Genomic DNA, 24,753 nt, shown 5'->3' on the forward strand with positions numbered 1-24,753 from the left:
CCGGACTCCTCCGGTCCGCTGCCATCGCTCACCGCTCCACCCCATCCCGTGTGCGCGGCAAGGAAATCAGCGCGGGCGCATCCGGAGGGCGCAGAGACGAAACCTGGAGGAATTACGTTCAGTGATGACCGCGTGCTGATCGATGTCGACCACACACACGCCCAACCAGCGCAAACGCATATGCCCCCCTCCTGTGCGCTCCGTTCCGGGCTCCGCCGGGGCGTACGGCGTGTGACCATCCCAAGATTCACTCGTTTGTCGGAGCGTGGGCACAACACAGCGATTCGGCTCCACCGCCGTGGAGCATGCCGAGGCCGTCCTCGTCGAGCAGTACCCCCGGCTGGTGCGGCTCGCCTACGTGACGCTCCCGATCACCCTGGGCCGCCATACCCGGGTACTCCTCGCGCACAGGGCGGTCCAGCGTGCGCTCCCGCGCGGGGGGCGCGGCAGCACCCAGGCCCCGGCCGGTCCCGACGGTCCGGGCGCTCCGCTCACCGAGGTGCGCGTACGGGTCCTGCGCGCGAGCCTCGCTCCGTCCGGCCGGGCCCGCACCGCCGCGGCCGGGCTCGGATGGCCGCCGGCGCCGCCCTTCGTGTGGGGGCTGCGGCTGTGGCCGCCGGCGGGCGGGATCGACGAGCTCGCCCGGTCGCTGGGCGGGGCGCCGGGGCCGGTCCGGGCCGCGTACGTCCTGCACGGCATCGACGGACTCCCCGAGGAGGCGGTGGCCCGGCTGCTCGCCGCGGCCGGGGTGGCGGATCCCGGGGACGCGGTGGCGCTGGCCGCGCGGATCCACGGGACGGGCGGAGTCCCGGAACAGGGCGGGCCGGCGACGGGCGCGGGTCCCGCGGCCGCGGCGGTTCCGGCGACGCCCGGGGTCTCGCGCCCCGGGACCGGCGCACGTCCGGGACCCGCACCCGGGGTGTCGCCGTCCGGAGGGGTCACCGGCGGGGAGCCGGGCGGGGAAACGCTCCTGCATGCCGTGCGCGGAACCGGGTTCGACGCCACCGTGGTCAGCGTCCGCCCCACCGACCTGCTGCGTCGGCGCCGCCGGACCCGCGCGGGCTGGACCGCCGCGATCGCGCTGGCCCTGGCCGCCGGGGTCCTCGCGGCCGACGGTTCGGCGCCGCGCCCCGAGGCCTCGCCGTTCGCCGGACCCGCCGCCGCCGGCGTGTTGGACCCCGACCGGCTCGTCCGCGTTCCCGCCGGGGCCTGGGCCGACACCGCCCGCGTCGACTTCACCGCCTGGCCCGCGCGCGGCGCCCGTACCGCCGACCGGGGGCTGCTCGCCCGCGCCCTCGCGGCCTGGGCGGCGCGACCCCGCGAGGTGGCGGTCACGGCGGCGCCGGGGACCGCGACCGACGGGCCCCTGCGCGCTCCGCAGCTCCTGTACGCGGGGGACGTCGCGGGCCGGGCGGTGGTGGTGCTGAGCGACGGGGACCGGGTGGTGCGCTACGGCGAAGCCGCCGACCGGCCGCGCGGGCGGGAGCTCGCGTTCGCCCGTACCGACGAGGCGAACGTGACCACCGCGGCCGCGCTGACGCTGACCCGGTCGGCCGGAGCCGGTGGTGAGGCCGGAGCCGGGGGTCGGGCCCGGTACCTGCTCGCGCCGTGGATCGCGAAGGCCGCCACCCGCGACCTGCTCCGGGCGCAGGACACGGCCCGGCCCCTGGCCGTCTCCGTCGACGGGGTCACGGGGGAGACCGCGGTACCCGCCGGCGACGGCTCCGGTGGAGCGTGCGGGGCCCGGCCCGTACTGGAACTGACCTCCTCCGCCCGCATCGTGGAGAAGCACGCCTTCGTCCTCGCCGACCTCGGCGCGCTGGCCCCCGTACACCTCACCTACACGCCGCTGCCCGACGGTCCGGCCGCGGTCGCCGCGCGCCAGCCGCGCGAGGCCACCGGTCCGGCCGCACGGGCCGCGTGGGCGCCGGCGGCCTGCCGGCTGCGGGAGTACCGCGACGGCGGGGTACGGGCGGTCAACATCTGGGACTTCGCCGACTCCGAACTCCCCGACGGCGCGGGCCGGGCCGTCTGGACCTGCACCCGGGCCTCCGGCTGGTCGGGCCCGGGCGACGTCATGGTCCAGCTGCGTCCGCCCGCCGGGCCCCCGCAGGACGTCGCACGGTCCCGGTCGACCGCCGCGTGCGGGCGCTTCGGGCAGCACGTGCTCGCGGGCACCCGGTGGCGTTCGCCGGCCGGCCGCTGGTACCTGCTGGCGGCGGGCAGCCGCGAGGTCACCGGCATCACGGCGGACGGCGCCGTCCGCGCCGAGGCGGCCGGGCGGACCCTGGCCGTCCCCGTCGCCGGACCGCAGGGCCCGGCGCCCACCCTGACGGGCCGGCTGGCGAGCGGCGCCCGGATCACCGCGCTGGACGGCGGCGCGGGCGGCCGCGACTGACCGCCGGCGGTGGCGAGGGGTCGTCGCCGACGGGGTGGAGGCGCGGTGGACGGCGGTCCGGTGGCCGCTTCCCCCGCTGTACCATGGCCGCAGCGCGAGGGCCGTGACGGAGTGGTCACAGCCCTCGCTTTTGCGTTGCACCCACTGTTTTCGCGTCGCACCCACTCACGTCCACTCACGTCCACCCGAAGAAATGCGGGGCGTGGCGTTTCGGCGGTTCGATACGATGAACCGCACGTCACGTTGTACCGGCATATATGAAATGGAGCATCCGAGGATGGCTCGACACCTGATCACCAGCGCGCTTCCCTACATCAACGGGATCAAGCACCTGGGCAACATGGTCGGGTCGATGCTTCCGGCGGATGTGTACTCCCGGTACCTCCGCCAGCGCGGCCACGACGTCCTCTACATCTGCGCCACCGACGAGCACGGCACCCCCGCCGAGCTCGCCGCGAAGGAGGCAGGCATCTCGGTCGCCGAGTTCTGCGCGCAGGCCCACGACGCCCAGAAGGCGGTCTACGACGGCTTCGAGCTGTCCTTCGACTACTTCGGCCGCAGCTCGTCCGCGCAGAACGCCGAGATCACCCAGCACTTCGCGCGCAAGCTCCAGGAGAACGGCTTCATCGAGGAGCGCGCGATCCGGCAGGTGTACTCGCCGGTCGACGGCCGCTTCCTGCCGGACCGCTACGTCGAGGGCACCTGCCCGCACTGCGGTTACGACAAGGCCCGCGGCGACCAGTGCGAGAACTGCACCCGCGTCCTGGACCCCACGGACCTGATCGAGCCCCGCTCGGCCATCTCCGGCTCCACCGAGCTGGAGGTCCGCGAGACCAAGCACCTCTTCCTCCTCCAGTCCGCGCTGCAGCACGAGGTCGAGGCCTGGGTCGCCGAGCACGAGGAGGAGTGGCCGCAACTGGCGTCCTCCATCGCCCGCAAGTGGCTGACCGAGGGCCTGCACGACCGCGCCATCACGCGTGACCTGGAGTGGGGCGTCCCGGTCCCGGCCGACACGTGGCCCGAGCTGGCCGCCGACGGCAAGGTGTTCTACGTCTGGTTCGACGCCCCGATCGAGTACATCGCCGCGACCAAGGAGTGGTCGGACGCCGACCCGGCGAACCGCGACTACCAGGCCTGGTGGTACGAGGCCGAGGACGTCCGCTACACCCAGTTCATGGCCAAGGACAACGTCCCGTTCCACACGGTGATGTTCCCGGCCACCGAGCTCGGCACCCGCGAGCCCTGGAAGAAGGTCGACTACGTCAAGGCCTTCAACTGGCTGACGTACTACGGCGGCAAGTTCTCCACCTCGCAGAAGCGCGGCGTCTTCACCGACCAGGCCCTCGACATCCTGCCGGCCGACTACTGGCGCTACTTCCTCATCGCCAACGCGCCCGAGTCCGACGACTCCTCCTTCACGTGGGAGCACTTCACCTCCACGGTGAACAAGGACCTCGCCGACACCCTGGGCAACTTCGTCAACCGCGTGCTCTCCTTCTCGCGCAAGCGCTTCGGCGACGACGTCCCGGCGGGCAACGCCGCCGGCGAGGCCGAGGCCAAGCTCGGCGCGCAGATCGCCGAGCTGCTGGCCGAGTACGAGGGCCACATGGACACCCTGCAGTACCGCAAGGCGGCCGCCGCGCTGCGCGCCCTGTGGTCGGCCGGAAACTCCTACCTGGAGGAGAAGGCCCCCTGGCTGGAGATCAAGACCGACCCCGAGGGCGCCGCGCTCACGCTGCGCACCGCGATGAACCTCATCCACCTCTACTCGGTGGTCTCCGAGCCGTTCATCCCGGCCTCGGCGCGCGCCATGCGCTCCGCGTTCACGCTCGCCGACGACACGGCGACGTGGATCACCCCGGAGCAGGCCGCGTCCCTCGACGCGGTGCCGGCGGGAACGCCGTTCACCGTGCCGCCGGTGCTCTTCGCGAAGATCACCGAAGAGGACCTGGAGTCGTACCGCGAGCGGTTCGGCGGCAACCCGGAGGCCTGAGCCTTCCGGCCGGTCGACTGACACAGGGGCGCGACCCGTTGGGTTCGCGCCCCTGTGGCGTGTCCGCGCGTGTACCCGTGGCGCTTCGTGCGGTGTTTCGTGCGGCGCTCGTGCGGGGGTAGGGAAAACCCCACCCCGGACAGTCCACTTGGGCGTGCAGACCGGGCCGGTCCGCGCGGCTGGAATGGAGGCATGACCCCTTCCCGCGCATCCCTGGCCTTCCGTGCCTCGCGGACCTCCCGCGCCTTCCGTACGTCCGCGGCCTCCCGGTGGACCGCCGGCTGGCTGCTGGCCGCTGCGTGGGCGCTGTCCTTCCCGCTCTTCTCCCCCCTCGGGCCGCACCGGCTGTGGGGCGGCTGCGCGGCCGCCGGCTACCTGGCCGCCGCGGCCCTCGCCGCACGCCGGCCGGGCGCCGCCCTCGCCGCGGCCCTGACGGGAGCGGTGGCCGTCCCGCTCCTGTGGCTCGTGCTGAGCGGACAGGGTCAGTCCGAGGTGATGGTCATCGAACGCTCCGGCCGGCTCCTGCTGGAGTCCGGCCGGCTCTACGTGGACCACCCGGCCGGGGTCGAGGAGTACACGCCGTACCTGCCCGGCACGGCCCTCCTCGGCATCCCGCACGCCGTCCTCGGCGGCCCGCTCGGCGATGCCCGCCTCTGGTGCGCGGCGGCGCTGTTCGGCTGCGTGACGGCCGGGCGACGCCTGCTCGGCGCGGAGCGCGCCGGCTGGGTGCCGGTGCTGCTGGCCTCACCCGTGGTGGCCCTGCCGCTGACCGTGAGCGGCGTCGACCTCCCGCTGGCGGGGCTGCTCTGCCTGGCCCTGGCGGCCGCCGGAGCCGGACGGCCGGTCCTGGCCGGGGCGGCGCTCGCCGGGGCGTGCGCGCTGAAGTGGACGGCGCTGCCCGCGGTGGCGGTGGCGGTCGCCTTCCTCGCGGTCTGCCGGGGCCGCGGCGCGGCGGTGCGCTGCGCCCTGGTGGCGGTGGGCGGCTCGGCCGTGCTGATCCTGCCGGGTGCGCTGCTCCAGCCGGCGGAGCTGTGGCGGCAGGTGTTCGCGTTCCCGACGGGCCTCGCCGAGGTACCCACCCCGGCGAGCAGTCCGCTGCCGGGGCACCTGCTGGCCGAACTGGCGCCGTGGGGCTGGTACCTGACGGTGGGCCTGCTCGTGGTGGGTGGCCTCGCGGTCGCGGCGTCCCTGCTGGTGCGGCCGCCGCGCACGGTGGTGACGGCCGCCGACCGGCTCGCCATCGGCCTCACCCTGGCCTTCGCCCTGGCCCCGGCGGGGCGCTTCGGCTACCTCGCGCTGCCGGTGCTGCTCTGCGTATGGGCCCGCTCCTGCGCGGTCCCGGGGGTCTCCCGCGTCGTGGCGGGCTCGCGGCGGCCCGGGATCCTCCGGCCGGCGCCGCCGGGCGGCGGCCCCCGGGCCGGGGAGCCGTCACGCCCGCCCGGCGCTCCACAGCGCTAGGGTTCCGCGCTAGCACTGGTTCCGCGGGCTCCGGTCCTCCGTGCCGCGGAGGTGGGCCAGGACCGCCAGGACGCGGCGGTTGCCCTCGGTCGGGTCCAGGTCGAGCTTCATGAAGATGCTGCTCGCGTGCTTGACGACGGCCGCCTCCGTGACGAACAGGCGCGCCGCCAGGGCCTGGTTGTTCAGGCCTTCCGCCATCAGGGCCAGCACCTCCCGCTCGCGCGGGGTGAGCCGGGCCAGCGGCTGGCCGGCCGCACGGGAGCTCAGCAGGACGCGGACCACCTCCGGGTCGATGACCGTCTGGCCGTCCGCGACGCGCAGGAGGGCGTCCAGGAACTCCGCCACCTCCCCGACCCGGTCCTTGAGCAGGTATCCGAGCCCGCCGGAGCCGCCGGCCGGGGACGTGGCGGTGAGCAGCTGGGTCGCGTACGCCGTCGCCACGTACTGGGACAGGACCAGTACGGGCAGCGAGGGGTCGCGCCGGCGCAGTTCGAGCGCGGCCCGCAGGCCCTCGTCGCGGAAGTCCGGCGGCATCCGGACATCGGTCACGACCGCGTCGGGACGCTGCCGCGCCACCGCGCCGAGCAGGTCACCCGCGTCGCCGACGGCCGCGACGACCTCGTGACCGCTGCGCGTGAGCAGTTCCGTCAGCCCGGCGCGCAGGAGGACCGAGTCCTCGGCGAGGATCAGCCGGAGCACGGTACCTCCACGCGGAGTTCGGTCGGTCCGCCCGCCGGACTGGAGACCACCAGCCTGCCCCTCAACATCGCCACCCTGTCCGCGAGACCCGCCAGGCCCGCCCCCGCGCCGGGATCGGCCCCGCCGCGGCCGTCGTCGGTGATGGTGAGGGTGAGCCGGTCCCCTTCGACCCTACCGGCGACGGCGACGCGCGAGGCGCCGCTGTGCTTGGCCGCGTTCGCCAGGGCCTCCGTGACGGTGAAGTACGCCGTGGTCTCGACGGAGTCGGCCAGCCGGGGCAGGTCGAGGTCCACGGTCACCGGCACCGGGTGGCGCAGCGCCACCTCGGCGACGGCCGCCGCGAGCCCGTGGTCGGTCAGCACCTGGGGGTGGATCCCCCTTACCAGGTCCCGCAGTTGGGCCAGCGCCAGCTTCGCCTCGCCGCGCCCCCGGGCCACCAGCTCCGCGGCGCCGGCCCCCTCCGGCAGCCCCCGCAGTTCCATCTCGGCCAGGCCCAGGGTCATGCTCAGGGCCACCAGCTGCTGCTGCGCCCCGTCGTGCAAGTCCCGCTCGATGCGGCGCCGTTCCGCCTCGAAGGCGTCGACCAGCCGGATCCGCGAGCGGGTCAGCTCCAGGATCCGGGTGTCCTCCTCGCGCGGTCCGAGCAGGAGCCGGGCCGTCTTGACCTGGGCTCCGGCGAGCAGGGCCCCCGCGTATGCGGTGACGGCGAGCCCGGCCAGGCCCGCGGCGGTGCCGCCCAGGGCCTCCAGGGGGCTGGAGACCGCCTCGCCGGGGATCAGCATCACGTGGTCGGGGGCGACGGCCCAGGCGATGGCGGGCGTCGCCACGAGGATCAGGGAGAAGGCGAGCAGCGAGACGACCCCGAAACCGGCCGGGGCGAAGACCGTTCCGAGCAGCGCCGCGTAGCCGAGCTCCCGCCACGTGGCCCGCTCCCGCAGCCGGGTCCGCAGCCACGCGGCCGCGCCGGCCCCGGCCAGCGAGGTGTGCGGATCGGCCACGGGCAGGGGCTCCACGAAGCGCAGCCGCCGCCGTTCGAGGCGCCCGAGCGGCACCGCCGCGGACACGGCTCCGAGCAGCATCAGCAGCCCGATGCCGGCCACGGCCGTCAGGACCCCGAGCCCGGTCAGGACGGCCAGCGCGATCAGTACCGGGTAGCCGAGCAGGAAGCCGCTGCCGAGGTAGCCCCAGCACCGCCAGGGCCACCAGGAGCGGAACAGGAAGCGGCCCGGCCGACGCATCGCGGCCCATGCGGAGACGGGCGGGCCCGGGTCCTGGGGGGCGGGGGAGTCGGACGGCATGTGCCCACCCTAGGGGGTGGCTTCACCCAGTGTTGCGGGACGTGAGGCCGCTTTGCCCTTCATCGGTGCGGGGTCCGCGTCCGGCGGGGGCGCCGCCGGCCGGGGACCGGCGGCTACATCGCCGCGCCGAGTGCCAGGAAGCCGCAGATCAGCACCAGCAGGATGCCGAGCAGCGGCCAGACGAAGCGCAGGTACTTGTCGTAGCCGACCTTGGCCAGTGCGACACCGCCGATGGTCACGGCGGTGGTCGGGACCCAGAGGTTCATCCAGCCGCTCGCCGACTGCCAGGCCGTCACCATCAGTGCGCGGGAGACGCCCGCGAAGTCGGCGAGCGGGGCCAGGATCGGCATGGTGAGGGTGGCGTGGCCGGAGGTGGAGGGGATCAGGAAGGCGAGGGGGAGGTTGACGAGGAACACGAGGATCGCGAAGACCCCCGAGGAAGTTCCCTTGACCACACCCTCGATGGAGTGGAGCACGGTGTCGGTGATCTTCGAGTTGTTCATGATGACGGTGACCCCGCGCGCCAGCATGATGACCAGGGCCGGGGAGATGAAGTCGGCGGCGCCCTGGATGATCGTGGAGCTGAGCTTGGCCTCGCCCATCCGGGCCACCAGGCCGATCAGTACGGCCGCGCAGATGAACAGCGCCGCCAACTGCGCGAAGGACCAGTCCAGCTCCCAGGAGTACGGGGCCGCGTCCGCCTCGCCGGTGAGCGCGCTCGACCACGGGACCACCGAGAAGATCATGAAGGCGAAGACGAGCACCAGCAGGACCAGCACCGTCTTGTGGAGACCCGTCAGCTCCGGTTCCACGTCCTCGGCGCCGGTGGCCTTCTGCTCCCGGTCCCCGGGCAGGAACCCGCAGATGGACTTCGAGGGATCCTTCTGGACCCGCCGTGCGTACCGGATCACGTAGAGGACCGTCACGGCCGTCAGCACGATCCACATGAGGAAGCGCAGCCCGATCCCGTCACCGAGTGAGATGTCGGCCGCGGAGGAGGCCACACCAGTCGCGAACGGGTTCACGGTGGAGCAGAGCACGCCGACGCCCGCGCCGAGGATGGCGGCGCCGACGGCGACGAGGCGGTCGTAGCCGAGGGCCAGCATCATCGGCACCAGCAGGCCGTAGAAGCCGAGCGTCTCCTCGGCGAAGCCCTCCACCGTGCCGAGCACGGAGAACACCACCATCACCGCGGCGATCAGCAGCCCGCCGCGCTCGCGCAACCGGTGGGCGAGGCGGGCGATGCCGCGGTCCAGGGCGCCGGTGGCGAACACCACGGTGATGAACGCGCCGATGGCGAGCACGAAGAGGAAGACGCCCGCGCTGCCGTACAGGTCACCGCTGAAGGTGGGGCCGACCTGACCGGTCTTGGGGTCCTGGAGGCCGTAGAGGCCGTTGACGGGGGAGAGGAACAGGTCGTTCAGGCGGTCGGTGAAGCTCCGGGCGCCGTCGACCCGGTGGTACGTGCCGGAGACGGGGGCGCCGCTGTCGCTGCGGTCGTACTGGCCGGCCGGGACGAGGAAGGCCAGGAGCCAGACGGCGACGGTGACGATGCCCAGGATGGTCAGCGCGCTGGGGAAGGCGAACTTCCGTGGCGGCGGCTCCTCCTGCGGAGCCGGCGCGACCGGGGCCGGGGGCGGGGGCGCGGTGGTCACCGGGCACCTCCGGAGGTGCCTTCGGCGCCGCCCGGGGAGCGGTCGGTGGTGGCCGGGGAGCGGTCGGCACGGAAGTCCGCCGCGTACTCCCGTACGAAGGCGGCCATCGCCAGCACCGTGTTGCGCACCTCCGAGAGCAGCACCCGTTCGTTCGGCGCGTGCAGGTTGCACATGCTGTCCTGCGCGCCGAACAGCAGCACCTCCGCGCCCGGAGCCGCCTGCGCGAGGCCGTTCACCAGCGGGATGGAGCCGCCCGTGGCCACATAGGAGGCCTCCGTGCCCCAGGCCTCCTTGAGCGCGGTCAACGCCGCCCGGTACGCCGGCCCGCCCGTGCGCGCCTCGAAGCCGGGGCCGGTGTCACCCGGGGTGACCGTGAGCGGGATGCCGAAGGGGCGCTGTGCGCGCAGGTGTTCCACCAGCGCGGCGCGGGCCTCCCGCGGGTCCTGGAGGGGATGGAAGCGCAGGTTGAGCTTGGCCCGCGCGTACGGGACCACCGCGGAGGCGGCGCCCGCCACGTCGGGCGCGTCCAGCCCGATGACGGTCAGGGCGGGCCCGCTCCACAGCCGTTCGCCGAGCGAGCCGGTGCCGATCAGCGGCAGGCCGTCCCGCACGGAGGCGAGGTCGCGGAACTCCTCCTCGGTGTAGGTCGTTCCCTCCCAGGGATCGCGGCGCAGCCCGGGGACAGCCACGTCACCGTGTTCGTCGTGCAGGGTGGCCAGGGCCCGGAGCAGGACCAGCAGGGCATCGGGTGCGGCGCCGCCGAACTCCCCGCTGTGCCGCGCCTCCGCGAGGGTGCGCACCTCCACCATGACCTCGCACGCCCCGCGCAGGCCGGTGGTCAGGGTCGGGGTGCCCGGGCGCAGGTTGCCGAGGTCGGCGATGACCATCGCGTCGCACGCGAACCGGTCCGGATCGGTGGGCGGGTAGTCGTCGAAGGGGCTGCCGTACTCCTCCTGGCCCTCGATCACGATCTTGATCCCGACGGGTGGGCGGCCCCCGTAGAGCCGCAGCATGCCCAGGTGCGCGATCACGTTCGACTTGTCGTCGGCGATCCCGCGCGCCCGCAGGGCGCCGGGGACGCCGGGGACGGGGGTCGGCTCGAAGGGCGGGGAGCGCCACAGGGTCGGATTGCCGGCGGGCTGGACGTCGTAGTGCCCGTAGAGCAGGACGGTCGGGGCGTCCGGGTGCGGTGGCGGGATCTCGCCGTAGATGACCGGGGCGGTGTCCGGGAGGTCGATCCGCTCGATGGTGGGGACGCCGGCGTCGCGCAGGAGTCCGACGAGCAGATCGTGCGCCTCCTCGACGGGTTCCGGCGGGTATCCCGGGAAGGAGACCGAGGGGATGGCCGCCAGCCGTTCCAGATCGGCCCGCAGGCCGTCCATCAGGGCGTCGACCTGTCCTTCGAGGGTTTGCGAGCCGTCCGCGTCCACCTGCCACCGTCCCTGTGCTCGCCGGGCGACCCCGCTGAGCTGCGGGATCGGGTTATCCGATCATCGGCGTGAGGAGCGGCCGGTGCCGTGGCGGACTGGGCCGGGCGGGTGAACGGCCGCCCCGGCAGGTGCCTCGGGGGGACGGGCCGGAGCCGGGGGCGCGGCCCGAAGTCGGCTCCCGGGCATGGATCTTGACCTGTCTGCCGCGTATCGAAGCACCGTCGTGATCGTTTCTTCAGACGTAGCCCTCCATCCCTGCTGCGGAATCGGGAGAACGCGCGGTGACCGCTTGGCAGTACTTCGCCGGGGCCGGCCTGGTGGCGGCGCTCTGCCCGCTGCACGGTCACGTGGAGGTCGCCGGGGACGGCCACGGGCGCGGCGCCCGGGTCGACCTGTGCGTCCCGGCCGGGCCGGAGCGTCCGCGGCCCGCGGCACGGCCCTCCCCGGGGGTGGCGGTGCCGCCCGGCCGGCCTCGGGGGACCCTGCCCGGCTCGGCCGGGCCGACGGTGCGCCACCCGGGGCGGGGGCCCCTCGTTTCCCCAGCGCCCCTCGCGCCTGTGCGGCCGGGCATGGTGGCGGAGCCCGGCCCGGGGTCGACGGCGGAGGCAGGGGCCGGGGTGGCGCAGCCGCCGGCGGCCGCGGCGGACGGGGCCGCGGGCGCGGAGGCGGCGGCCGGCGGAGCGGTGGCTCCGCACCGGGGCGCGGCGGTGGCCGCGGCCGGGGGCCGCTTCCACGTGCGCCCGTACCACTCCTCGGCACTGGCGCGGCGCGGCCCGGACGGCATGTCCACCCTGATGCTCATGGTCGTCGTCACGACCCCGGCGGTGCTCGCGGCCGTCGCGCTGCGGCCCCGTTCCAAGAGCCGCCGCTGACCGTTCAGTCCGTTCATTCAACCTACGGAGAACCCTCGTGTCCGAATGGCTGGTCCTGGCCATCGCCATGGCGCTCGTCTGCGCCCTCGTCCTCGCCTTCACCGCGATCCGGCACCGCCGGGTCGCGGCGGACGAGGACACCAGCGAAACCCCCGACGTCATCGAGTACATGGTGATGATGGTCGGCGTGGTCTACGCGATCGTGCTCGGCCTGGCCATCGCGGGCGTCTGGGAGGCGCGCGGCGCCGCCGAGGACAGCGTGCGCCGCGAGGCCCAGTCGCTGTACGAGGTCACCCAGCGGGCCGACGTCTACCCGGCCCCCGTCCGCGACCGGATCCGCGGCGAAGTGGACGCGTACGTGTCCCACACCGTCAGCGTGGACTGGCCGAGGCTCACCACGGGGGCTCCCGCCTCCCCGGAGGGCGGCGAACTGCTCGGCAAGCTGCGCAGCGACGTCACCCACCAGAGCCCGGGCAACGAACTGCAGGCGCAGGCCTACCAGCCGCTGCTGGACCACATCGCGGCCGCCGACGACGCCCGCCACGAGCGGACGCAGAGCGACGAGTCGACGCTGCCGGGAGTGGTGTGGCTGGGGCTGGTGGCGGGCGGGCTGGTCACGGTGGGGCTGATCTTCACCCTGCAGATCCGGCGGTCGGGGCGGGAGCTGCTGCTGGCGGGGCTGTTCAGCGCGCTGATCGTGTTCCTGCTGTTCATGGTGTGGAGCTTCGACGCGCCCTTCGGGCGGGACGGGATCGATTCGGCGGCGCCGTTCCAGGACCTGTTCCCGGCGGTGTCCATGGCCGCCGGGCGCTGAGCCGGCCGGGCGACCGGGCCGGGGCTCAGCTCCCCGACAGCGCCGCCTGGCGCCGGCACTCGGCCACCACGGGGGAGTTCCGCAGGGCGTACGAGATCCGTACGAGGTCGCGCGGACCGTCGGCGGCCGGCGGGGCCCCCTCCTCGCTGGCCCCGATGACCCGCCCCTCGGGGTCGGCCGCCCGGGCGCGCACGGCGGCGGCGACCATGGCCGCGTCGGCGACGGCCCGCGCGGTCTCCTCGTCGGAGCCCGCGGCGAGGGCCCGCGCGAGGGCGTCGTCCCGGTGGGACTGGTCGAAGTAGGGGCCGAGGTGCAGGAACCCGTCGTGGATGTCCGACTCGCGCTGGATCATCCGGAGCTCCGCGGCGGTCCACCAGGCCATCCGCACGCCGGGGGCGCCCTCGGGGCCGGAGGTCCGTACCTCGTGCCAGAGCGTGCCGAGGCGCCGGTAGGTGGCCCAGTTCTGCAGGCTGTCAGAAAGCCGCTGGCAGACCAGCGGGAGGACGAACCCGACGGCGCTCACGAGGGCGCCGAGGGAGGCCACGGGCGGGGCCACGGAGGTGCTCAGCCAGTCCAGGTCGTGGCCGGCCCAGCGGGCGACGACGGCGGTCATCTTGGTGGCGTCGTAGCTGAGGTTGAAGAGGTACCCCAGGACGATGATCATCAGGCCGCCGCGGAGCCAGCCGCGCACCTGGAGGGACCACCGCCAGCACATGGCGACCATCACGAAGGCGGCCACGTTGTGCGCCACGAGGTAGAGCGCGATCAACTCCCGCATCAGGGGGGTGTTGGCGTAGTACGTGTCGAAGTCCCGCAGCCGCTCGACCGGGGCGTCACCGACGATGAACAGCAGGGTCAGCGCCGCGATCACGGCGGAGTAACCGAGGATCCAGCGGCGCGAGACGCGGCGGGTCTGTTCCGGCGGGCCGCCGCGCCAGTTGACGATCAGCACGAGGCAGGCGGCGCTGAAGGCGGTGATCAGGCAGTAGACGAGCGGGGCGGAGAAGTTGGGGACGCCCGTCCAGTGGTTGACCGCCTCGATGGTGGGTGGAGCGGCGAAGGTGAACACCGCGCCGGCCAGGGTGAGCAGGGCGCAGACCGATCGCAGCAGCGGGTCGCGCCAGTTGTTCCGTAGCGCCGGCAGCTTGAAGGCGAGTGCGGTCGCCATGGCCGCTGCCGGTATGTAGTAGTCCTGGCCGTTCAACGGTCGTTCCTGTGCCCCCGGTATCCGAGCGACGCCTCGATGCGGCCCGCCAGCTGATCTCTTTGTGCCGGTGCACGATGGCTCGCCGATCCGGCGAGCCAGGTCCTACACCTGCTGCCCAGCAGTAAACCGAAGGTTTCCGCTTCGGTCTCCTCCTGGACGTCGGCGCGCGTACGCGCGGCGACGCGTCGTACGGTCTCGCCGATGTCGGCCTCGTCCGACAGCAGCCGGGCGGCGACGGCGGCGCCGTCGACGTGGTGGCTGCAGTGGCCGGCCTTCATGTGCCACAGCTCGTGACCGAGGATCACCAGCTGGTGGTCGGGTGCGGTCCGCTCCTCGATGACCACGAGATCGCGGTCCGCCATGTCGAGCCACAAACCGCTGGCCGTTCCCGGCGGGAACGAGGCCATCCGGAACTCCACCGGGCGGCCGCGGTGCTTGCTCATGCCCTCGCAGAGGGCGGCGTAGAGGTCCACAGGCTCCACGGGCGCGGTCAGGTTGATGCCTGCCACGAGCTCCCCGCACAACCGCCGCTGCTCTCTGCCTATGCTCACCGTTCTCCCCGTCGGCGCGGATCCGGATCAGGACTCAAGGATCAGACCCAGACTTTCGACTGGGTCAGGATTCGTTCGGTTTGACGCTTTCGAGAAGCATGTCCAGCCATTCGGTCACCTTGTCCCGGTGCTTGTCGCTGGGCAGTTGGGCGGCTCGCCAGGCGATGCCCCGTACGCCGTGGTTCTGAAGAAGTCTTGCCAGCGGATCGCCCGCCGAAGCGGCCGGAGCGGAGGCGGTTTCCCGCGCGCGGCCCGCGAAGTCCTGGAGCAGCTGCTGCTCGGTCCGCTGGAGCGCGTCCGTGAGGGCGTCCGCGTCGTGGGCGGTGAGGAAGCCGGCGTGAACCCCGAAGAAGCGCTGGATCGCGTCGCAGTGCTCCATGGTAGGCCTGCGATCGCCGTTGATGAGCGCACCGGCCTGCTGGCGCGACATGGCGGCTCCGTCGGCGATCTCCTGCTGTGTGTAGCGGCGGCCGTTGGGCTTGACGCGCGTGCGCCGCAGCAGGTCGAGGCGCTGGAGGAACCGGGTCTGGAGATCGGGCTCGCCGGCGGGTCTGCCGTCCAGCAGGTTCCGTACCACGTCGGTGGGTACGCCCGAGGCCTCGGAGAGGCGGCGCAGGTCGAAGACCTGGCTCAGGTCGCGACCCATCTTGCCCGCGAGTTCTGCGACGCGCGTGACGGTGGCTGCCAGGAGCGTGTTGGCCACCGCGACGGGAGCCGGGAAGCCGTCTGTCACCAGTGGTTCTCCTAGATCGCGCGAGGTCGGGGTACGGACACGTGGTCGGCCCCTGGAATCTATCCGCTCTCTCTCCGTAGGGCTAGAACTTGCCACAGCTGTGGCGGGAATGAGCTGTCAAGAGGCTGGAATTGCCACAATAGTTGACACTCGAATGAAGTCGGTAGCAGGATCGCCACACGGAAATGAAGATCCAGACCGTAATAAAGAGGGGGAGCTCTCGGTGCCACATCTCGCAGCGGTGGGCCCGTCCGATGGCCTCGCCCACATCGGTGGGGAGCGCCTCGCGGGCGAGGAGTCCGCACGCGGCGCCGTGCGGTCGGAGCGACGCAAGGAGATTTTGCGCCAGCGCCGGGAGGAGTTGGGGCTGAGCCAGGAGGACATGGCGGCCCGGCTGCGCATCAGCGTGCGCGCGTACGGCAACTGGGAACGCGGCCTGGTCAAGGAGTGGACGGACCGCAAACTGCTCGCCCTGGCCGAGGCGCTGGAGATGGGCGAGCGGCAGTGCTTCTGGCTCTTCCGGGTCATGGTCGACCGCGACCCGCCGCCCACCTGGCGCGCGGCCGAGGAGAACAGGCTGCCCGAGGACCCGGCGCAGCGCGACTACCTGTGCGACTACGCGGCCCTCATGGAGGCCGTGCCCTACCCGAGTTTCCTCGTGGACCACCGCTGGGACGTGGCCCTCACCAACTCGGCGTTCGACCGGCTGTTCCAGTCGGTGCGCCCCCACCCGACGGCCCTGCCGGACGACAACTTCCTGCGCTTCGTGCTCTTCCACCCGGACGCGGCGGCCGTGCTGGAGGACCACGAACCGGCCTGGTGCGTACCGCTGCTGGCCCGGTTCGCGACCGCCCTCGCCGCGGCCCCGGAGGACGAGGGGCTGCGCAGCATCCGCCAGGAGGTGGCCCGCGACCCGTTCATGGAGGCCGCCTACCGGTACGGAGTGCCGCACTGGCTGACCACCCACGGGGCCGAAGCCGCCGAGCAGGACGGGGCCGTGCGCACCGTGCGCCACCCCGACCCGGGCTGGGGTCTGGTGCGGTGCCGGATGGTGGCCGAATCCGGCCCGATGCTCGATGCCATGGGACTGACCCGGATGACACTGATCCTCTCGGCGCCGCAGGGGCTGCCGACGGGGCCGGTACCGGGCGGTCCGGGCGCGGCGGCGCGTCCGACGCCGCGGCTGCGGGCCGTGCCGTCGCCGGTGGACTGACCCCGCGGGAGAGACTGGTGCCACGAAATGTGGCACTGGCGCGGGGACTGGCACTGGTGCCGGGACCGGCACTGCGAAGGGCGGTAAGGGCGTGCGGCTGACGATCCTCGGTGGGGGCGGTTTCCGGGTACCGCTCGTGTACGGAGCCCTGCTCGGCGACCGGGGTGAAGGCAGGGTGTCGCACGTGACCCTGTACGACGAGGACTCCGGCCGGCTCGGTGCCATGGCACGGGTGCTGGCGGACCAGGCCTCCGCCTCCGCCGGTGGGACCGCGGGCGCTCCGGTCGTCACGGCCACCACCGATCTCGACGAGGCCCTGCGCGGCGCCGACTTCGTCTTTTCGGCCATTCGCGTGGGCGGGCTGGAGGGGCGGGCCGCCGACGAGCGGATCGCCCTGGCCGAGGGAGTGCTGGGTCAGGAGACGGTGGGCGCGGGCGGGATCGCGTACGGCCTGCGGACCGTGCCGGTGGCCCGTGAGATCGCTCGCAGGGTGGCCCGTACGGCCCCCGACGCGTGGGTCATCAACTTCACCAACCCGGCCGGAGTGGTCACCGAGGCCATGGCCGAGGAGCTCGGGGACCGGGTCATCGGCATCTGCGACTCGCCCGTCGGGCTCGGGCGGCGGATCGCCCGGCTGCTCGGCGCGCGGCCGGAGGAGGCCTGGATCGACTACGTCGGCCTCAACCACCTGGGCTGGGTGCGGGGGCTGCGGATCGGCGGGCGCGACGAGCTGCCGCGGCTGCTGGCCGACGCCGGGGCGCTGGAATCCTTCGAGGAGGGCCGGCTGTTCGGGGCCGAGTGGCTGCGCTCGCTCGGGGCGATCCCGAACGAGTACCTCCACTACTACTACTTCAACCGCGACACCGTACAGGCGTACCAGGAGGCCAAGCAGACGCGCGGGGCGTTCCTGCGCGACCAGCAGCGAGGTTTCTACGCCGAGGCCGGGCGGCCGGATCAGGCCCCCGGGGCGGCGCTGGCCGCCTGGGACCGGACGCGGGCCGAGCGCGAGGCGACGTACATGGCCGAGAACCGCGAGGTCGCGGGGGTCGGCGAGCGCGAGGAGAGCGACCTGGAGTCGGGCGGGTACGAGAAGGTGGCCCTCGCCCTGATGCGCGCCATCGCCCGGGACGAGCGCGCCACCCTGATCCTGAACGTGCGCAACCGAGGGACGCTGTCGGTGCTCGACGCCGGGGCCGTCATCGAAGTGCCGTGCCTGGTCGACGCCAACGGGGCCCACCCGGTGGCCGTCGACCCGCTGCCGCTGCACGCGGTGGGCCTGGTGACCTCGGTCAAGGCCGCCGAGCGGGAGGTGCTGGCGGCCGCGGCGAGCGGGTCGCGGGCGGACGCGGTCAAGGCCTTCGCGCTGCACCCGCTGGTGGACTCGGTCGGGGTGGCCCGGCGGCTGCTGGACGGGTACGCGGCGGAACATCCGGGGCTGGGCTACCTGCGCTGAGGCCGGGGCCGGGGCCGGGACCGTGGCCGTGGCCGGGGCCGGGGCCGTGGGCGCCGGCGCCCGGGCCCGGCGGCACCCGGACGGCCCAGCGCCGCATGCGGCCGGCCGGGTGCGCTGTGAGAGTGCGAGATGTGACCACAGCCTCCGCCGTACCCGCCACGGCCCCGCCCGTCCTCGACCGGCGCAGGCGCAACGTCATCTTCGTCACGATCATGCTGGGCGTGCTCCTGGCGGCACTCGACCAGACGATCGTGGGTACGGCCCTGCCCACGATCGTGGCGGATCTCGGCGGCGGGGACCACATGTCGTGGGTCGTGACCTCCTACCTCCTCACGGAGACGGTCGCGACAGTGCTCGTAGGCAAGTTCGGCGACCTCTTCGGCCGGAAACTGGTCTTCCAGGTCTCCGCCATCGTCTTCATCACCGGCTCGTTCCTGTGCGGACTGGCGAGCAACATGACCCTGCTCATCGTGTGGCGGGGCGTGCAGGGCATCGGCGCCGGCGGCCTCATGGTCACCGCGATGGCCCTGATCGCCGACGTGGTCCCACTGCGCGAACGGGGCAAGTACCAGGGTGCGATCGGAGCCGTCTTCGGCGTCGCGACAGTGATCGGACCGCTGCTCGGCGGACTCTTCACCGACCACCTGACCTGGCGCTGGGCCTTCTACGTCAACGTTCCGATCGCCATCGCGGTCGTCGTGGCCGCCGCCCGGACCATCCCGTCCGTGCGGGCCGCCGGGAAGCCCGTCATCGACTACCTGGGCATCGCGCTGGTAGCGGTCGGCGCCAGCGCCCTGATCCTGGCCACGAGCCTGGGCGGCAACGAGTACGCCTGGGGCTCGGCGCTCATCGTCGGTCTCTTCGCGGGCGGCGTGCTGGCCCTGGCGCTCTTCTGCCTGGCCGAGACCCGGGCCGCCCAGCCGATGCTGCCGATGCGGCTGTTCCGCAACCCCGTCTTCTCGGTCTGCTCGGTCCTCAGCTTCGTCGTCGGCTTCGCGATGCTCGGGGCGATGACCTTCCTGCCGACCTACTTGCAGTACGTGGACGGGGATTCGGCCACGGTCTCGGGCGTACGGACGCTGCCGCTGGTCATCGGCCTGCTCATCGCGTCGGTCTTCAGCGGCAACGTCACCAGCAAGACCGGCCATTACCGGATCTTCCCGATCGTGGGCTCCGCCGTGATGGGTCTCGGGCTCTACCTGCTGTCGCGGATGGGCCCGGGGACCGGCGCCTGGCTGGAATCGCTGTACATGTTCGTCCTCGGCGTCGGCATCGGCCTGTGCATGCAGGTACTGACCATCGCCGTGCAGAACACCGTGGACTACGCCGACCTCGGCACGGCGACCTCCGGCGTCACGTTCTTCCGCACGCTCGGCAGCGCCTTCGGGACCGCTGTCTTCGGCACGATCTACGCCAACACCCTGGGACCCGCGCTGACGGAGGCCGTCGCCGAGGCCGCCCGGGTCACCGGGCAGGACCCGCTGCAGCTCGCCAAGGCGGCGCAGAGCCCGCAGGGGGTGAACGCGCTCGATCCGGCGGCGGCCGGACCGGTCGTCGCCGCCTACGCGGACACCCTGCACACGGTGTTCCTGTGGACCGTCCCGGTGGCGGTGGTGGGCTTCGTCGTCGCGCTGTTCCTCAAGCAGGTCAAGCTGCGCGACAGCGCCCGGGCCGGCTCCACGGACATGGGCGACGGGTTCGGCTCGCCGGCCACGGCGTCCGGGGACTCCTCGAAGCTGCTGGAGCTGGCCGTGGGCAAGCTGGTGCGGAGCATGGGGGCGGACACGGCCCGCGGGATCGTGGCGGCCTCGGACACCCGGCTGGACATGGCGGGCGCGTGGGCGGTGATGCAGGTGGACCTGATGACCCGCACGGTCGGTCACGCCAGCCTCGGCTTCATGGCGTCGCGGCGCCACCTGCCGCCGGAGGTGCTGCTGCCGGTCTTCGAGCGGATGGTGGAGGAGGGCTACCTGACGCGCCAGAACGGCTTCTACACGCACACCCCGGCGGGGGAGCGCGAAGCGGGAGTCATCTCGGACGCCTGGGCGAAGTGGCTGGGCGACCAGCTCGAGAAGGACCGCGGCCGCCCGCGCAGCGCCGAACTGCGGGCGGCGGCGGACGCGATCGCGAAGCGGCTGCTGGCGGAGGACCTGGGGGACGGCAACTTCGCGCCGCGTGCGATGGCGGGGCGGCCGTAGGGGCCGGTGCGGTGCTGTCGCCGAGGAGGGTGAACCGGGGAACTCCGGGGAACTTCCGGGCGGATGCGGTCGTCTGATCAGGAGAGGACGGACGGTCGAGGGGGGTGCCGGGCATGACGATCACTCTGGCGGAGGAGATCACGCTGCTGTCGCTGGACGACGAGTCCGGGTCGGTCAGGCAGCGGCAGTCGGTGGGCTGGGCGGTGGCGGGCGCGATCCTGCTCGAACTGGTCCTCGCGGAGCGGGTGCTGGTGTCGGGCAAGTACTTGGAGCTGGTGGACACCTCGCCCACCGGGGAGGAACTGCTCGACGGCCGGATCGGGTTGATGGAGACCTGGATGCGGGGCCGGAGCAAACGCCGGGTGACCGACTGGCTCACCAAGGACCAGGCCAGGGCGATCGGCGCGGCCGTGGAGCGGCTGAGCGGGCGGGGCGTGGTCGTGGAGGAGCGGCGCAAGGCACTCGGGGTGTTCCCGGTGCGGCGCTATCCCGAGGCCGACGGATCGGTCGAGCGTGCGCTGCGCGAGCGGCTCGCGTCCGCCGTCCTCAAGGGCGCCGAGCCGGACGAGCGCACCGCGAGCCTCATCGCCGTGATCCATGCGGCGGCGCTGCACGGGCTGGCCTTCCCGGGCCGTCCGCGCAAGGAGATCGTGGCGCGTACGGCGGAGATAGCCGACGGGCAGTGGGCGGCCGAGAGCATCCGCGGCGCGATCCGCGACATGCGGTTGGCGATGGCCGCGATCACCGTGGCGACGGCCGCGGGGGCCGCGGCGTCGGGCTAGCCGGCGCGGGCGGGCGGACGGGGAGGGTCGGTAGGCCGGTCGGGTCCTTCCGTCTCTTCGGATCCGTCGGGTCAAGGGGCCGTGGTCGTCGGGTAGTCGTACGAGGGCGGGTGCGGGAGGGCCGGTACGAGCCCGGGCCGCCAGGCGCGCAGGACCGCCACGGACGGGGCGTAGAGCGCTGCCGGGATCTCGGCAGGGGCGAACCACGACCAGCGGGCGATCTTGTGGGGCTCGGTGACCGTGGCGGTGCCCTCGGCGGCGGAGGTGACGGCCGCGGCGGTCAGCTGGGTCACACCGGACGTGGCGTCGATGTGCACCGACAGGATCCGGATCTCCTCGGGGGCGGCCCGCAAAGCGGTCTCCTCGGCCAGCTCACGGGCGGCGGCCTGCTCGAAGCCCTCCCCGGGGTCGACCTTGCCGCCGGGCAGCTCCCAGCGCCCGTCGTGCGCCTGGCCGAGCAGCACCCGTCCGTCGCGGCCGACCACGACCACGCCGACTCCGACGACGGCGTTGGGGCGGGGGACGGCGCGCTGGCGGTGCCCGGGCGGGTCGGACCGTCCGGCGGGTTCTGTGTGGTGCTCGGTGGACATGGCTCCATTGGCCGGTTCGGTGCCGTCCTTTGTCAACCGGGGCCGCATGCGGGGCCGGGTGGTGCGCTGCCGGGTCGGTGGGGGAACGCCGGGTGGCCGCAGCCGCCGGTGCCTGGCTCCGACCCTTCGCATAGGACAACTGTGCGGGTTTCGGCCAGGCCCGGTGGGTGCAGGCTTCCGGCGGTCTGATCGTCGTACGACTCATCGGCTCGGGGGGCGCAATGGCACATGTGCTGGTTGTCGGCGGAGGCATGGGCGGGCTGGCCACCGCGCTGCTCGCGGCACGTCACGGACACACCGCCGAGCTCTTCGAGCGTGATACGAGGTCTCCCGGTACCGCGCTCGACCGGGACTTCTTCGGCTGGCGCCGGCCGGCGGTACCGCAGGCGAACCAGCCGCACGTGCTGCTCGGGGCCGCGCGGAACCTGCTGCGCGAAGAACTGCCCGACGTCCACGCCGAGATGCTCCGGCTGGGAGCACGGGAGCGGCACGAGCTGGACTGGTTCGAGGCGCGCCCGCCGGAGCGGCCGGGCGACGAGGACCTCGTGATGCTCCAGGCCCGGCGCATCGTGCTGGAGAGCGCGCTGGCCACGGCGCTGCGCGCCGAGCCCGGGGCGGTCACGCGGTACGGGGAACCGGTGAACGGGCTGATCTCGGCCGAGGGAAGGGATGCGGCGGACGGAGCGTCAGGGGTCCGAGTGACGGGCGTGACCACGGAGGCGGGCGCCTACCAGGGCGACCTCGTCGTGGACGCGGGCGGCCGCCGCGGCGGTTCCGAACGGTGGCTCGCGGCGGCCGGCTGCCGGCCGGGCGTCGTGGAGCGGCACCGCACCGGACTCGCCTACTTCTGCCGCTGGTACCGGCTTCCCGAGGGCATGGCCGAGGGGCCGCGCCGCCCCTGGGCGGTGACCGGGGGCAGCTTCGCCGGGTGCGCCGTCTTCCCGGCCGACAACCGGGCGTTCGCCGTGACGCTCTTCGTGCACACCGGGGACACCACGCGCTCCGCGCTGCGCGAGCCCGCCGTCTTCGAGGCCGCCGCGCGGTCCTTCCCGCCCGGCGCCGCCTGGCTGGGCCTGGGCGCCGAGCCGCTGTCCGGGGTGCTGGCCATGGCCGGCCTGGACAACCGCTGGAGCGCGCTCGTCGATGAACGGGGTCCGGTGGTGAGCGGGTTCGTACCCGTCGGGGACGCCGTCACCCACACCAACCCGACGCTCGGACAGGGCACTTCGCTCACCCTGTGGGCCGCGCGCAGGGTGGCCCGTACGGCGCACCGGGATCCGGGATCGGTGCGGTTCGCCGCCGAGTACCACGCGTGGGCGGTGCGCACCCTCAAACCGTGGTTCGACTTCCAGGTCGTCGCGGACACGGCCATCGGGGAGCGGTTCGCGACCCGGGCCGGGCGTACGGGGACGGCCCGCGAGGTGGCGGCGCTCTTCGAGTGCGCGCTGGAGGACCCGGAGGTCATGCGGGCACGGGCCAGGGTCCGGCACCTGGCCGATCCGCCGGAGCGGGCGTACGCCGATCCGCGGATCCGGGCGCGGGTGGCCCAGTGGCTGGCGGACCGGCCCGGCTACGCGCCGAACGCGGTCGGACCGAGCCGGGCGGAGTGGGAGAAGTTGACGACGGGATGACCGGCCTCCCCCCGGCCCCGGGGAGGCGGGTGGCGGGAGGCGGGGTGCGGAGGGAAGGCGGGCAGGCCTACTGAAGCCCGAGGCTGTCGAGTGCGTCGGACACCACCCCGGGATTGCTCACTTCGTGGCTCGTGTCGTTGTCGATGGTGGTGTCCTCTTGGGCGGTGGCTCCACCGCCACTGCCGGCGTTCCGCGACTGGCCCTGGTTGATGGCCCAGTTGCCGCCGCCGTCGGCCTGGGCCGCTCCGCCGAAGGACAGGACTGCGCCTGCCAGGGCGACGGCGGCGAGTACACGCTTCATGTCGTTCATGCCCGGCCAACGATCATGACCGGGCCCGGTCACTGCCCGAGGGTGGTCGCTTCGGCTTCCTTTCCGGGTGCTTCCGCGGTGCCCGCAACGCGGCCCCGAGCCGTGGTTCTTCACTCGCCTTACGCGGCCGACCAGTCGGTGACCGGCTCCGCGTGGGAGAGGGCCGTCTCCCGGTGGCCGACGAATCGCCCGGCCTCGGCCGCGGGCAGCATCCGCGCTCCCTGGAGGCGCCTTGACCGTCGTAGCCCAGGACGGCCGGGCTTCCGGTTGCCCACTCCCGTGCGGCGCAGTGCGGCGTGGTGCGGTGTGGTGCCGTGTTCGATGCCTACGTGTCCTTCGTGCCGAGCACCTCGCCCAGGTCGTAGCTCACGACTTCCTCCAGCTGGGCGTACGTACAGCTCTGCGGCGTCCGGTCCGGCCGCATGCGGCGGAACTGCGCCGTGTGGCGGAAGCGGTCGCCCTCCATGTGGTCGTAGGCCACCTCGCAGACCCATTCGGGGCGCAGGGGCACCCAGGACAGGTCCTTCTTCCCGGTCCAGCGGCTCTGGGCTCCGGGCAGCCGGGCGCTCTCGTGAGCGGCCTCCTCGGCCCAGGCGGCCCAGGGGTGCCCCCCGGGATCGGGCATCCGGAGCGGTTCGAGCTCGTCGATCAGCTCGGCTCGGCGCTTCATCGGGAAGGCGGCGCAGACGCCCACGTGCTGGAGGACGCCGTGGGCGTCGTACAGGCCCAGGAGCAGCGATCCGACAATCGGACCGCTCTTGTGGAAACGGAATCCCGCGATGACGGCGTCGGCCGTACGCTCGTGCTTGATCTTGAACATGAGGCGGGCATCGGGCCGGTAGGGGAGATCGAGGGGTTTGGCGACGACCCCGTCGAGCCCGGCGCCCTCGAATCGCTCGAACCACTCCTGTGCCAGCACGGGGTCGGTGGTCGCGGGCGCGAGATGCACGGGGGGCCGAGCGGTGGAGAGCATGCGGGTCAGGGCGGTGCGGCGGTCGGCGAGCGGCGTGTCGAGGAGGGCCTCGTCGCCGAGGGCCAGCAGATCGAAGGCGACGAACGCGGCGGGCGTCGTCCCGGCGAGCAGCTTCACACGGGAGGCGGCGGGATGGATCCGCTCGCTGAGCCGGTCGAAATCCAGCCGGCCGTCGTGGATGACGACGATCTCGCCATCGACGACGCAGCGGTCGGGCAGATTGGCCTTCAGTGCTTCCACCAGCTCGGGAAAATACCTGGTCAGGCTCTTCCCGGTGCGGCTGCCGATCTCGATCTCGGCCCCGTCCCGGTGGACGATCGCGCGGAAGCCGTCCCACTTGGCTTCGTACTGCATGCCCGGCGGGATCCTCGCCACGGACTTGGCGAGCATCGGCTTCACGGGTGGCATCACCGGCAGATCCATGTCTCCGATTCTGCGGTGGTCCGCCCGGACCCGCTCGGTGTGCGGGCCCGCCCGGGCCCGCCTACCGTGGCG

20 protein-coding genes are annotated in these 24,753 nt (G+C 73.4%); 10 read left to right on the forward strand and 10 right to left on the reverse strand.

Going from position 1 to position 24,753, the window contains the following annotated elements:
* Nucleotides 1-265 precede the first annotated feature (265 nt).
* From OG389_RS30725 to OG389_RS30735, 3 genes are all read left to right on the forward strand, one after another.
* A complete protein-coding gene (locus OG389_RS30725; protein ID WP_328301711.1) occupies nucleotides 266-2,398 on the forward strand; it encodes a hypothetical protein in 2,133 nt (710 codons plus the stop codon).
* Between the two features lie 277 nt (nucleotides 2,399-2,675).
* A complete protein-coding gene (gene metG / locus OG389_RS30730) occupies nucleotides 2,676-4,391 on the forward strand; it encodes a methionine--tRNA ligase (RefSeq protein ID WP_328301713.1) in 1,716 nt (571 codons plus the stop codon).
* Nucleotides 4,392-4,583: 192 nt separating this feature from the next.
* Nucleotides 4,584-5,849 (forward strand): glycosyltransferase 87 family protein, encoded by a 1,266-nt coding sequence (locus OG389_RS30735; protein WP_328301715.1) that lies wholly within the window; start codon nucleotides 4,584-4,586, stop codon nucleotides 5,847-5,849.
* Nucleotides 5,850-5,858: 9 nt separating this feature from the next.
* On the opposite strand, the gene OG389_RS30740 is transcribed toward OG389_RS30735, so the two are convergent.
* The 4 genes from OG389_RS30740 to OG389_RS30755 form a co-directional block, all read right to left on the reverse strand.
* Nucleotides 5,859-6,548 (reverse strand): response regulator transcription factor, encoded by a 690-nt coding sequence (locus OG389_RS30740; RefSeq protein WP_328301716.1) that lies wholly within the window; start codon nucleotides 6,546-6,548, stop codon nucleotides 5,859-5,861.
* Complete coding sequence (locus OG389_RS30745) at nucleotides 6,536-7,846, reverse strand: sensor histidine kinase (RefSeq protein ID WP_328301717.1); 1,311 nt, start codon at nucleotides 7,844-7,846, stop codon at nucleotides 6,536-6,538. The genes OG389_RS30740 and OG389_RS30745 overlap by 13 nt, the downstream gene beginning before the upstream one ends.
* Before the next feature lie 113 nt (nucleotides 7,847-7,959).
* Nucleotides 7,960-9,501 (reverse strand): YfcC family protein, encoded by a 1,542-nt coding sequence (locus tag OG389_RS30750; RefSeq protein WP_328301718.1) that lies wholly within the window; start codon nucleotides 9,499-9,501, stop codon nucleotides 7,960-7,962.
* Nucleotides 9,498-10,883, reverse strand: a complete 1,386-nt coding sequence (locus tag OG389_RS30755; protein ID WP_443059477.1) for a M20/M25/M40 family metallo-hydrolase — start codon at nucleotides 10,881-10,883, stop codon at nucleotides 9,498-9,500. Before OG389_RS30755 ends, OG389_RS30750 begins: the two co-directional genes overlap by 4 nt.
* 329 nt (nucleotides 10,884-11,212) lie before the next feature.
* On the opposite strand from OG389_RS30755, the gene OG389_RS30760 reads away from it, so the two are divergent.
* Nucleotides 11,213-11,803, forward strand: a complete 591-nt coding sequence (locus OG389_RS30760) for a hypothetical protein (protein ID WP_328301722.1) — start codon at nucleotides 11,213-11,215, stop codon at nucleotides 11,801-11,803.
* Between the two features lie 37 nt (nucleotides 11,804-11,840).
* A complete protein-coding gene (locus OG389_RS30765) occupies nucleotides 11,841-12,617 on the forward strand; it encodes a bestrophin-like domain (protein ID WP_328301724.1) in 777 nt (258 codons plus the stop codon).
* Between the two features lie 25 nt (nucleotides 12,618-12,642).
* On the opposite strand, the gene OG389_RS30770 is transcribed toward OG389_RS30765, so the two are convergent.
* The 3 genes from OG389_RS30770 to OG389_RS30780 all read right to left on the reverse strand — a co-directional run bounded on the left by OG389_RS30770 (nucleotide 12,643) and on the right by OG389_RS30780 (nucleotide 15,108).
* The gene (locus tag OG389_RS30770) at nucleotides 12,643-13,821 is read right to left on the reverse strand and encodes an MAB_1171c family putative transporter (protein WP_328301726.1); all 1,179 of its coding nucleotides are present in this window, start codon (nucleotides 13,819-13,821) and stop codon (nucleotides 12,643-12,645) included.
* Entirely contained in the window at nucleotides 13,818-14,375 is a 558-nt protein-coding gene (locus OG389_RS30775; protein ID WP_328301729.1) for a toxin-antitoxin system, toxin component, read from the reverse strand. The genes OG389_RS30770 and OG389_RS30775 overlap by 4 nt, the downstream gene beginning before the upstream one ends.
* Before the next feature lie 64 nt (nucleotides 14,376-14,439).
* The gene (locus tag OG389_RS30780; protein ID WP_328301730.1) at nucleotides 14,440-15,108 is read right to left on the reverse strand and encodes a helix-turn-helix domain-containing protein; all 669 of its coding nucleotides are present in this window, start codon (nucleotides 15,106-15,108) and stop codon (nucleotides 14,440-14,442) included.
* Between the two features lie 223 nt (nucleotides 15,109-15,331).
* On the opposite strand from OG389_RS30780, the gene OG389_RS30785 reads away from it, so the two are divergent.
* From OG389_RS30785 to OG389_RS30800, 4 genes are all read left to right on the forward strand, one after another.
* Nucleotides 15,332-16,321, forward strand: a complete 990-nt coding sequence (locus tag OG389_RS30785) for an MmyB family transcriptional regulator (RefSeq protein ID WP_328301731.1) — start codon at nucleotides 15,332-15,334, stop codon at nucleotides 16,319-16,321.
* A 91-nt stretch (nucleotides 16,322-16,412) separates the two neighbouring features.
* Entirely contained in the window at nucleotides 16,413-17,774 is a 1,362-nt protein-coding gene (locus OG389_RS30790) for a 6-phospho-beta-glucosidase (protein WP_328301733.1), read from the forward strand.
* Nucleotides 17,775-17,869: 95 nt separating this feature from the next.
* A complete protein-coding gene (locus OG389_RS30795; RefSeq protein WP_328301735.1) occupies nucleotides 17,870-19,972 on the forward strand; it encodes an MDR family MFS transporter in 2,103 nt (700 codons plus the stop codon).
* Nucleotides 19,973-20,085: 113 nt separating this feature from the next.
* Entirely contained in the window at nucleotides 20,086-20,754 is a 669-nt protein-coding gene (locus OG389_RS30800) for a GOLPH3/VPS74 family protein (protein ID WP_328301737.1), read from the forward strand.
* Between the two features lie 71 nt (nucleotides 20,755-20,825).
* Here OG389_RS30800 and OG389_RS30805 read toward each other — a convergent pair whose 3' ends face one another.
* The gene (locus OG389_RS30805) at nucleotides 20,826-21,344 is read right to left on the reverse strand and encodes a nucleotide triphosphate diphosphatase NUDT15 (RefSeq protein WP_328301739.1); all 519 of its coding nucleotides are present in this window, start codon (nucleotides 21,342-21,344) and stop codon (nucleotides 20,826-20,828) included.
* A 221-nt stretch (nucleotides 21,345-21,565) separates the two neighbouring features.
* On the opposite strand from OG389_RS30805, the gene OG389_RS30810 reads away from it, so the two are divergent.
* Nucleotides 21,566-22,975 (forward strand): NAD(P)/FAD-dependent oxidoreductase, encoded by a 1,410-nt coding sequence (locus OG389_RS30810; protein WP_328301741.1) that lies wholly within the window; start codon nucleotides 21,566-21,568, stop codon nucleotides 22,973-22,975.
* Nucleotides 22,976-23,042: 67 nt separating this feature from the next.
* Here OG389_RS30810 and OG389_RS30815 read toward each other — a convergent pair whose 3' ends face one another.
* Nucleotides 23,043-23,285 carry a hypothetical protein gene (locus OG389_RS30815; protein WP_328301743.1) on the reverse strand — a complete coding sequence of 81 codons (243 nt, stop codon included), beginning with the start codon at nucleotides 23,283-23,285 and terminating at the stop codon, nucleotides 23,043-23,045.
* 325 nt (nucleotides 23,286-23,610) lie between these two features.
* Nucleotides 23,611-24,681, reverse strand: coding sequence for an ATP-dependent DNA ligase (locus tag OG389_RS30820; RefSeq protein WP_328301745.1), 1,071 nt, complete (start codon nucleotides 24,679-24,681; stop codon nucleotides 23,611-23,613).
* Nucleotides 24,682-24,753 lie beyond the last annotated feature (72 nt).

Origin of the sequence: Streptomyces sp. NBC_00435 (assembly GCF_036014235.1) — a bacterium.
GTDB lineage: Bacteria > Actinomycetota > Actinomycetes > Streptomycetales > Streptomycetaceae > Streptomyces.